The following is a 10,222-nucleotide window of genomic DNA, read 5'->3' on the forward strand; positions in this document are numbered from 1 at the left end:
AACTCTACCGGGATAACTTGGTGTGTATAGCCTGCGGACGGAGGGCAACCTTCCGCAGGGTCTCGGCCAAGAGAACGCCTACGTTCGCCGCCCAACACAAAGATGGCTGCATCCTTACTTCAAAAACCTGGAGTGCGTTCAGATATCTACAGTAGGCAGCAATTACCGGGGCCAGCTGCCGATCAGGTGTAAAGGATAGACTCGCAAATGAGGAAGGTGCCCACGGCAAGGAGGAATCCAACAAGGAGTCAAGCGAATCATGAGTCAGCGGGTCGGCCTCCAGAAATTCCAGCCCCAGATCTGCGGCCTATCTCACGACAGCGACCTGCTCGCCGTAACTGCATTCGGTAACGACGTCGGATGCATCGGTTCATTGTATGCAGCCGCCTTAAAGGGTTGATTGTCGACCCAGCCGGTGCTTTAGCGTTTTCAAGAGACAATCAGGACCTTGACTTTTTTTCCGGGCCGGGAATAAAGTTTGAACATGTTTGCATTTCGTAAAGAATCAGTGAACCCCATTACTCGTTTGATCCTTCGTTTCGTTTCGCGGAGCATCACCATGCGCCGTTCCCAGTTCGAAGAGCTGCCCCTCCCGCCTCGAAGAGTCCTGTTCCTAGGGGACAGCATTACTGAAGGGGGTCAGTGGAACGAATGGTTTCCCGATCTGCCAACCCTCAACCGGGGCATCGGTGGCGATGACGTACAGGGAGTCTTCACGAGGCTGAACACCGCGATCAATGACCCCATGGCTATATCCCTTTTGATTGGAACCAATGACCTGGGCGGCGCAAAGCGAAAGGTAGAAGACATTGCAGCGTCGATTCAAGAACTCGCCAATGAAATCAGGACACGCGCTCCCAAGGCTCCTTTCCTGATTAACAGTGTTATTCCGCGACACCGCAAATATCGAGAGGACATTACGGCCCTGAATTTGCGGCTCCGCGATATTGCCGCTCGGGAAGATGCGGTTTTCGTGGACCTATGGCCAGCATTGGCCGATGCCAGCGGTGCACTGCGCAAGGAATTTACCGCCGACGCCCTGCATCTGAACGGTCTGGGATACGCTGCGTGGGCCAAGGTCCTCAGAGAGCAATTTTCGACTCTAGGCCTAGTGCCGGCGACGACCCCACAACTGGAACAGGCAGGCCCGGCAAAGTAAAAGATCCTCATCTGCAATCTGATCAGGATGGATTGCACATCTCTATGACATCTGGTGGGCAAGCTCCGGAGTGCCTCCGTGCGGGGGTGTCTCCCAGTTTGCGTGCTACTTTTTCTGGCCCTGCTTTGCCAGGACGTAGTCATAAACTACTTCCTCGCCCTTACCGTCGGTTCGGGGGCGGGGATCCAGCATCAGTTCAGGCTTCACCGCCGAGGCGATGTCGTCCGCGTTGTGGGGGTCGCCGGGGAAGTACAGCTGCTGCGTGACCGGCTCGTAGCCCGGTGCGGACTACCTACGTCAACGCGCTGGTCATGACCGACAAGCTCGATATCGCCGATACGTTCCTCACCGCATTCGAAGGAGTGCACCGCGAGCGGGAAGTACCCTCCGACTTGGCCCGGGTAGCGTGGGCCAAGGGCCGGCTACTGGCCGTGCAGGGGGACCCGGACACGGCCAGGGAGTACTTCGAGGCGGCGCTGGGACACCTGCGCGGGCTCAACCGCCCCTATCTGCGCGCAAGGATCAGCTTCGCGTTCGGGCAAAGCATGCGCCGGGCCGGGAAACGACGCCTGGCCTCATCGGTGCTGCGAGCGGCCCGGGAGCTCTACGACACCCTCGGCGCGGCAACCTATGCGGAACGGTGCGACTGCGAGCTGAAGGCCACCGGCCTGGATATCGGGAACCTGCCGGACCCGGCCGACCCGGTGCTTTCTTCGGTGGAAAGCCACCATCAAAAGCTCACCGCCCAGGAACAGGCCGTGGCCGAGCTGGTGGCGGCAGGCGCAACCAACAAGGAGGCGGCCCGTACCCTGTTCCTGGCCGAAAAGACGGTGCAGTACCACCTCACGCGGCTGTACCGGAAGATGAGTATCCGGTCACGCAGCGAACTCGCGGCACGTTCCGGGCCAAGGACTGACCCGGTTACTTCACGTCCGAAGGGTGCTTTGCCAGCGGGACCACGGTGATGTCCATGTATGGAAACAGGGGAAGGCGCTGCAGGATCCCGTGCAGTTCATCGTTCGATTCGACGTCGAAGATGGAGTAGTTGGCGTACTCGCCCACCACGCGCCAGATTTCGGGCCATTTGCCGGAGCGCTGCAGTTCCTGGGAGTAGGCCTTTTCCGTGGCCTTGATCGCTGCGGCTTCTTCCGCGGGCATGCCGGCGGGCAGGTTGACGTCCATGTGGACCAGGTACTTCATGGTGACCTCTCGGTGGAATTGGAAGGGGTGGGTGTCAGTCAGTGCGGTAGTGGGCGAGTTTGTCCTCGTCCACGTCGGTGCCTGCGCCGGGACCCTCGGGAACGTGGATCCGCCCGCCGGTGATGGCCAGTGGGCGGGCGAGCAGGTCATCGGTCATGTCGAGGTAGTTGGAAAGTTCCGCCGCACGCTTGGCGGTGTGGGCGAAGGCTGCGCCGAACACGACGGAGGCCACGGTGCCTACCTGGGTGTCGATCTGGTTGCCGATGTAAACGTCGATGCCCATGCCTTCGGCCATGCCAACGATCTTTGCGGCTTCGGTGAAGCCGGACCGGGCGGTCTTGACGGACAGCAGGTTGGCCCCGCCCGTAAGGATTTCGCGGGCCGCCTCGCCGAGGTTGGCAGCGGATTCGTCCGCGGCAATGGGGATGGGCGAGTTGGTGACCAGGCGGCGGCGGCCCAGGATTTCACGGGCGTCGTCCGGTTCCTCAAGGAACTGCAAGCCGAGGTCGGCGGTGCGGCGCAGCACCTCGGCGGCCTCGTTGGCTGTCCAGCCGCGGTTGGCGTCCAAGTACAGCTCGGCGTCCCCGCCCAGGCCGTCCCGCAGCACCTTGGCGGCCTCGATGTCCAGGTTCAGCGGACGGCGGCCGGTCTTCAGCTTGAAGGTGTTGATGCCGTAGGTTTCCCGGAACTCCAGGGCCAGGGCCAGGAGTTCCTTAGCGGGTTTGAAACCGAGCATGTGGGACACGCGCAGCGAGTCGGTGTAGCCGCCGAGCAGCTTGGTCACGGGCTGCCCCAAGGTCTTGCCGATGACGTCCCAGACGGCGATGTCCACCGCCCCCTTGGCCGTCTGGTTGTGGATGGTCCGCACCATCACGGCCTGGACCTTTTCCCGGTCAAAGACGTCAAGGCCCACCAGCTGCGGGGCGAAGACATCCTGCACCACCGCGACGATGGACTTCTGCGTCTCACCGTAGGTGTACGGGCGGGGCGGGGTGTCTGCGGTTCCCACCACGCCGTCGTCGGTGTGGACGCGGACCAAGACGTGGTCGGCCTCGTGCACGGAGCCGGAGGCGAAATGGAGCGGGTGGCGGTATGGGATCGAGTAGGGGATCGCCTCGATGGCTGCGATCTTCATGAGCGGAGTAGCCTTTCATCAGCGGGAGCGGAGGTGGCGGCATCAGCGGTTGCCGTGGCCACGATGTCAAGGAAGTTGTCCAGAAGCGCGGAACGGTGGCTGCGGAGCCAGGCGACGGCGAGTTCCACCGGCGGTACATTGTCAATCTCCCGGTAGGCGACGCCTTCGAGCTGGAAGGCTCGCACGCTGGACGGCATGACGGCGATGCCGCCGCCCGCGGCCACGAACGCCAGCATGGTGGAGGTCTCACCTACCACTTGCGTGATCCGCGGCTGAAAGCCTACCTGGCGGCAGAGGTCCGAGGTGATGCGGTTTAGCACGGACTCCGGCGCGTAGGCAATGAAGTCCTGGTCCTGCAGTTCGTCCATGGCCACGGGCCGGTCCACCGCCAGGGCACTGAAGGAGGGAAGGGCGACGACGAGCGGCTCCTGGGTGACGACGCGATAGTCGATTTCCTCGGAGGCGACGGGGGGACGCAGCAGTGCCGCGTCCAGGGTTCCGTTCCGCAGCCCCGCTTCCATTGACGGCGTCAGCATCTCTCCGTTCAGCGCCAGCGACAGGCCGGGAAGGAGCTGCTTGGTGAGCCGTGCGATCCGGGGCATGACACCGTAGGTTGCCGAGCCGGAGAACCCTACCCGGAGGACGCCGGTGGCGCCCTTGCCCACCTGGTAGACATCCGCGCGGAGGGTCTCGACGTCGTTGACGATCTGGCGGCCTCGGTCCAACAGGAGCTGGCCCGCCGCCGTCAGGTCCACCCGGCGGGTGGTGCGGTTGAGGAGCTGGACACCCAGCTGGTCTTCGAGTTGGCGGATCTGCTGGGACAGCGGCGGCTGCGCCATGTGCAGGCGCTTGGCCGCCCTGCCGAAATGGCGCTCCTCCGCGACCGCGATGAAGTAGTTCAGCTGGCGGATTTCCATCCGGTGCCACCTTTCCAACGGGCCGGGGGAGGCGCGGCGCCGACCTCATTGATTCAAAGAGTAACCATAAAGAGCCATACTTAGATACTTTTTGGACGTAATCTTGTGGGGCTTCAATAATGGGCAGAGCTTCCTCCAGCCTGTGCTGGCGCGGTACCAGGATGGTGACGGCGCCGCCGAGGAGGGCCACCGCGCCGTAAATGTAGAAGGCTGTTGCCCCGCCGACCCCGCGGCTGCCAGCCAGCCGACGATGATCGGACCCATGACCCCGCCCAGCCGGCCCACGCTGGCGCACCAGGCGACGCCTGCGGCACGGGCATATGGACGCGGGACATGCCGGAGGGCAGCGCTTCCCTGGCCGGCCAGAAGCCCGCAGCCAGGCTGTCAGCATGCGCGCGCCGGGTGGCGCCGCTTCCGGCGAGATGGGCGAGGGTACACTCGTGCCGGATCCTTAGTGCTGATATGCGCTTCATGTCGCTGTCCTTGATGGGTGGGGAACTCCCTCCTTTAAGACTGGCGTCTGCGGCACGGGCAAAGGAGGGTGGGATAGCCTAGCGCTATACCTGACTTCCTGCGGGGGCCGCATTCCCCGTGGAATCCGGTCAGGGCGCGTGGTGCTTGCCACGCATCTGGCCTGCTTCCCACGCTGCGATCTGGGCGCGAGAATTGAAACCAAGTTTCCCCAGGATGTTTTCGACATGGCCGTCCACCGTGCGGGGGGAAATCACCAGAGTCTGGGCGATTGACCGGTTACTGAGGCCTTCACCCACGAGCCTGGCCACCTCACTTTCGCGGGGCGTGAGGGGTGATTTCGTTTCGTCCGGGGCTGCCGCCGACGGCGACCCGAGAGCCAGCGCGATGGCGTCCACTTTGGTGACGCGCGCGCGAGTCGCCGCAAGCTCCGCCAGTCGCCGCGGGCTCAGATGCTTTCGGACAGCCCCGCTGGCAAGCAGGGAATCGGCTTTCAGGTGTGGCCCGAAGGCGTCGATGGTGGTGCCTAGACCGGTCCAGACACCGGAAGCGGCATTCCCCAACTCCGCCGCCAGCTCAAACTGCGACTCGGACACGGCCGTCCATGACAGCAGCTCAATGGACAGGGCAGTACAGATGGCGTCCTTGAATTCCTGCTGGATATGCAGGGCTTCAAGGGTCGCCTGCCTGGCCTCTGCGTACTGTCCCAGGCGCCAATGGCACAGCCCGGAAACCCACAGCGAATAGGCATGGCTCCAGCGTTCGCCGTGGCGGCTGCTGAGCTCCATGGACTGCCGGCAGGTGGCCAACCCGTCGTTCGCATCGCCGTACGCTTGTGCGAGGGCCAGCTGGAACAGGGCCGTCAGGACGGAGGCTGTATCGCCTGCCTTTCGCTGGGCGGCGATGGCTGATTCGTAAAGGGGTACAGACTCTGCCAGGTTGCCGCTGAAATAGTGGTGAAGGGCGCGCCAGTGGGAGGCATGCGCGGCCAGGACGCCGTCGTTCAGTGCGGCAGCAGTCTCCTCACAGGCGTCAAGGTAGGCCGCGGCAGCGTCACGGTCACCCTGGATGAGGGCCACCCAGGCCGCCACCCACTGGGCAGCACCGCGCTCAGGGCTGTGATCTCCGGGTTGAGCCAGGATGCGGTCCAGCCACCGCCGTCCCACGCTGAGGAATCCTCCGGCGATCCAGTGGTACCGCAATAGGGACGCCAGTCCGGCCGCGGCGGGCTGCTCTTCCGGGCTGTTGACCGACCACTCCAAGGCGGAGATCAGGTTCGCGTGATCGTCCCGCATGGCGGCAAGCGCCCCGGCCTGTGTCGAACCACACCAGCCGGCCACCATGTCAGCGGACCTTTGAAGGTAGTAGTCGCGCTGCCGCCGCTTCAGGAGCGGATACCCGCCTCCTCTGGCCAGCAGTTCACCGCCGTATTCTCGCATGGTCATCAGCTGGCGGTAGCGGACATGCTCACCGGTGCGCTGGATGAGGACGATCGACTTGGCCACGAGCCTGTCCAGCAGGTCGATGACCTCCAACGGGTCCAGCTCGCCGAAGCCGCACACCCGTTCGGCGCTTTCCAGGTCAAAGCTTCCCGGGAACACCGACAACCGGGCCCAGAGCAACTGCTCGGCCGGGTTGCAGAGTTCGTAGCTCCAGTCCACGAGCGCCCGCAGGGTCTGCTGGCGAGGAAGCCCTGCCCGATCTCCGCCGGTGAACAGCTGGAATCTCCGCTCCAGCCGCTCCACCATCTGGGTCACCGAGAGGGAACGCAGCCGCGCCGCAGCCAGTTCGATGGCCAGCGGTATCCCGTCCAGGCTGCTACACAACTGGACCACGGCCGGGGCATTTTCAGCCGTGACGGCGAAGTCCGGAATGATGCTCCGCGCCCGGTCAATCAACAGATTCACCGCTTCGAACTGCTCCAGGCTCTCCAGGGTGTGTTCCTCGGCGGGTGACGGGACAGCCAACGGCGGAATCAGGCATATCCGTTCCCCGGCGATTCCGAGAGGTTCGCGGCTGGTGGCGATGATCCGGACCCCCTGGGCCTCCTGCAGGATCCGTGCCGTCAGTTCGGCGGCGGCTTGTAGGAGGTGTTCGCAGTTGTCCAGGACCACCAGGAGTTCACGCTCACGGAGGTAGTCCAGCAGCTTTTCGACGGCGGGACGGGCGGATTGGTCGGGCACCGAAAGGGCTCCGAGTATCACCGACGCCACGCTCGCCTCGTCCTCGAGGCTCGCCAGCCCAACGTCCCAGACTCCATCGCGAAACGCCTTCCGGGAGCGGTCCGCCAGTTCCAGTGCCAGCCTGGTTTTCCCCACTCCGCCCGGTCCTGTGAGGGTTACCAACCTGGATTCTGCCATCCGGGCCTTCGCTTCGGCGAGCTCGCGCCGCCGGCCTACGAAGCTCGTCATGGAAGACGCGCCACCGGCGCTGCGTCTCAAAATACCGTTAGTCATTTGGGGGTCCACTTCATCTATTTCGCCCGTCATACAGGGTTGGCAGCGTTCCGTGTGACTCCAAACACAATACAGGTAGTCAGGGGGGTGGTTTCCCCCGTGCCCGGGTAGGTGTCCGCAGCCATGCTGGAGCAACACCAGCTACTAGGTCCCATTCGATACAAGCAGGAGCTACTCATGGCGGATTCAAGGGAGAATCAAACTACTTCCGGCAGCAGCATGACCGAGGCTTTTCCCGGCGATGCTGTTCTCGACGTCCTCATCGTGGGGGCGGGCTTCGCCGGCCTATACGCATTGCATAAAGTCCGTGACCAGATGGGCCTCACCGTCCGTGCCTTCGACTTGGCGTCCGACGTCGGCGGCACCTGGTACTGGAACAGGTACCCGGGGGCCCGCTGCGATATCGAAAGCATCCACTACTCGTACTCTTTCTCTGATGAACTCCAGCAGGAGTGGGAATGGAGCGAGAAATTCGCGGCTCAGCCTGAGATCCTGCGGTACCTTAACCACGTCGCGGACCGATTCGACCTTCGCCGCGACATCCAGTTCAACACCCGGATCACGTCGATGGTCTGGTCCGAGCAGCAGAAGCACTGGCAGGTCAGGTTTGAAGATGGCGCCAGCATTAGCGCCCACTTCATCATTTCCGGCGCCGGTAACCTGTCCGTGCCCAAGGCCCCGGAGTTCCAGGGCATCGATGACTTTCAGGGCGAGGTCTACCTGACCGGTAACTGGCCGCATACCCCGGTTGACTTTGCCGGCAAGCGGGTGGGCATCGTCGGAACCGGGTCCACCGGGATCCAGGCCATCTCCGCAATCGCGAAGGAAGCAGGCAGCCTCACTGTCTTCCAGCGAACGCCGAACTACGCCACCCCCATCGGCAACGGTCCGGCGGATCCACAGGAGATCAGCGAAGTGAAGGCCAATTACCCGGCCATCCGTGAGGCCTCGCGCAACCACTTCCTCGGCGTTCCCTACAGCGACGTCCAGCCCTCCGCACTGTCGGTCACGGCGGATGAACGCCGAGCCACCTTCGACAACCGGTGGGACCGCGGCGGGTTCCGGCTGTTCATCGACAGCTACCAGGACATCCTGATCAACAAGGACGCCAACGACACCATCTCGGACTACATCCGCGAACGTATCCACGAACGGGTCAACAACCCCGCCGTCGCCGAACTCCTGGCACCCAAGGGCTATGCCTACGGCACAAAACGTCCGCCGCTGGAGACAAACTATTACGAGGTCTACAACCAGGACAACGTCACACTGGTTGATGTCCGCCGGGATCCGATCGACAGTGTCACCCGGACCGGGGTCAAGACCTCTGAGGGCGAGTACGAATTCGACGTTCTCATCCTGGCCACCGGGTTCGACGCCATGACGGGGCCGCTGATGGCTTTGGGGATTGTCGGCCGGAACGGGCGCACCCTGCAGGAGAAGTGGGCCCACGGCCCGCAGACCTATTTGGGCATTTCAGTCAGCGAGTTTCCGAACCTCTTCCTCATCACCGGCCCGCAGAGCCCGTCGGTGCTGTATAATATGCCGCTCGCCATCGAGGACCACGTGGACTTCGCCACCGATGCCATCCAGTACCTACGGGACCGCAACCTCGACGCGATCGAGCCGGACGAAACCTCCGAAGCGCAGTGGGTGCAGCACGCCAACGAACTGGCCGCAGCCACCCTGCTGCCCGGCACGGATTCCTGGTACATGGGTGCCAACATCCCCGGGAAGCCGCGCAAATGCCTGGTTTATCTCGGCGGTGCGCCAACCTACCGGAAGATCTGCGCCGACGTCGTCAAGGGCGGGTACAAGGGTTTCGTCCTGGACGGTGCCAAAGTCCCCGCGACCGCCAACTAACCGCCTCCATACAAAGGACTTTTGACATGACTGTAGATGCAGCAGCACAAGGAGTCATCGACGCACTCCAGGGTTCACCGGCCTTCGCTTCCATGACCCCGGAGCAGGTACGTGGCGTGGTGGGTTCCTTCGTGGGGCTTCAGAAGCCGCACCAGGACATCGCCAAGGTGATCGACCAGGCCTATGAGGGCCCCGGCGGCAACCAGCCCCTCCGAATCTACATCCCGCGGACCGATGAGGTGCTGCCGGTGGTGGTCTATTTCCATGGTGGCGGCTTCATTGGCGGCGACCTTGCAGTGGCGCAAGAACCGATGCGGGCACTGGCCAATGATGCCGGAGTCATCGTGGTCGCCGCCAGCTACCGGCTCGCACCCGAGCACCCTTTCCCGGCAGCGACGAATGACACATACGCCGCACTCCATTGGGCTGCGGACAACATCGGACAGTACGGCGGTGATGCATCGAAGATTGTGGTGATGGGGGACAGCGCGGGCGGGAACCTCGCCGCCGTGGCGGCTCAGCGCGCAAAGAACGACGGCGGCCCCCACTTGAGCGGACAAATCCTGATCTACCCGATCATCGATGCCAACGCAAGGCTCGGCTCCCGCGCCGAGTTTGGTGAGGGCTACATAGTCACCGCGGCGGACCTCGATTCGTTCTGGGGGAGCTACCTCTCCAACCCGCAGGATGCTGAGAACCCGCTGGCCACGCCATCCAAGGCCGAATCACTGGCGGGCCTGCCGCCGGCGCTCGTGGTCACCACCGAATACGAGGTGGCCCGCGACGAGGCCGAAGCCTATGCAGCCGCCATGGCCGAAGCGGGCACCGAAACGGAAACACGCCGGATCGAAGGACTCATTCACGGCGCGTACTGGATGTCCGGGGCAGTGCCGCGCAGCAGCGAAATCCATGACGCAGCCGTGGCCTTCCTCCGCCGGCAGTTCACGCGCTAGATCACACACACGCAGACAAAGGAGTCATCATGACAGTAGAAACCCAGGCCACCGCCGCCGCTTCAGGT

8 protein-coding genes and 1 pseudogene are annotated in these 10,222 nt (G+C 63.4%); 4 read left to right on the top strand and 5 right to left on the bottom strand.

Annotated features, from left to right (window positions below):
* Nucleotides 1–484 precede the first annotated feature (484 nt).
* Entirely contained in the window at nt 485–1,159 is a 675-nt protein-coding gene (locus QRM57_RS20735) for a GDSL-type esterase/lipase family protein (protein WP_284988099.1), read from the top strand.
* 105 nt (nt 1,160–1,264) lie between these two features.
* On the opposite strand, the pseudogene QRM57_RS20740 reads toward QRM57_RS20735, so the two are convergent.
* Nucleotides 1,265–1,447: pseudogene (locus tag QRM57_RS20740) on the bottom strand (dioxygenase family protein); the annotation flags it as partial.
* 257 nt (nt 1,448–1,704) lie between these two features.
* On the opposite strand from QRM57_RS20740, the gene QRM57_RS20745 reads away from it, so the two are divergent.
* Entirely contained in the window at nt 1,705–2,124 is a 420-nt protein-coding gene (locus tag QRM57_RS20745) for a response regulator transcription factor (RefSeq protein ID WP_284988107.1), read from the top strand.
* On the opposite strand, the gene catC is transcribed toward QRM57_RS20745, so the two are convergent.
* From catC to QRM57_RS20765, 4 genes are all read right to left on the bottom strand, one after another.
* A complete protein-coding gene (gene catC, locus QRM57_RS20750; protein ID WP_224023536.1) occupies nt 2,081–2,359 on the bottom strand; it encodes a muconolactone Delta-isomerase in 279 nt (92 codons plus the stop codon). The two genes, QRM57_RS20745 and catC, sit on opposite strands and share 44 nt — an antisense overlap.
* A 34-nt stretch (nt 2,360–2,393) precedes the next feature.
* The gene (locus tag QRM57_RS20755) at nt 2,394–3,494 is read right to left on the bottom strand and encodes a mandelate racemase/muconate lactonizing enzyme family protein (RefSeq protein WP_284988101.1); all 1,101 of its coding nucleotides are present in this window, start codon (nt 3,492–3,494) and stop codon (nt 2,394–2,396) included.
* Nucleotides 3,491–4,411 (bottom strand): LysR substrate-binding domain-containing protein, encoded by a 921-nt coding sequence (locus QRM57_RS20760; protein WP_284988102.1) that lies wholly within the window; start codon nt 4,409–4,411, stop codon nt 3,491–3,493. The genes QRM57_RS20755 and QRM57_RS20760 overlap by 4 nt, the downstream gene beginning before the upstream one ends.
* A gap of 602 nt (nt 4,412–5,013) precedes the next feature.
* Entirely contained in the window at nt 5,014–7,338 is a 2,325-nt protein-coding gene (locus QRM57_RS20765; protein WP_284988103.1) for an ATP-binding protein, read from the bottom strand.
* A 177-nt stretch (nt 7,339–7,515) separates the two neighbouring features.
* On the opposite strand from QRM57_RS20765, the gene QRM57_RS20770 reads away from it, so the two are divergent.
* Nucleotides 7,516–9,201, top strand: coding sequence for a flavin-containing monooxygenase (locus QRM57_RS20770; protein ID WP_284988104.1), 1,686 nt, complete (start codon nt 7,516–7,518; stop codon nt 9,199–9,201).
* Between the two features lie 26 nt (nt 9,202–9,227).
* Entirely contained in the window at nt 9,228–10,154 is a 927-nt protein-coding gene (locus tag QRM57_RS20775; protein ID WP_284988105.1) for an alpha/beta hydrolase, read from the top strand.
* The last annotated feature ends 68 nt before the right edge of the window (nt 10,155–10,222 follow it).

This window comes from Arthrobacter sp. fls2-241-R2A-172, assembly GCF_030208885.1.
GTDB lineage: Bacteria > Actinomycetota > Actinomycetes > Actinomycetales > Micrococcaceae > Arthrobacter.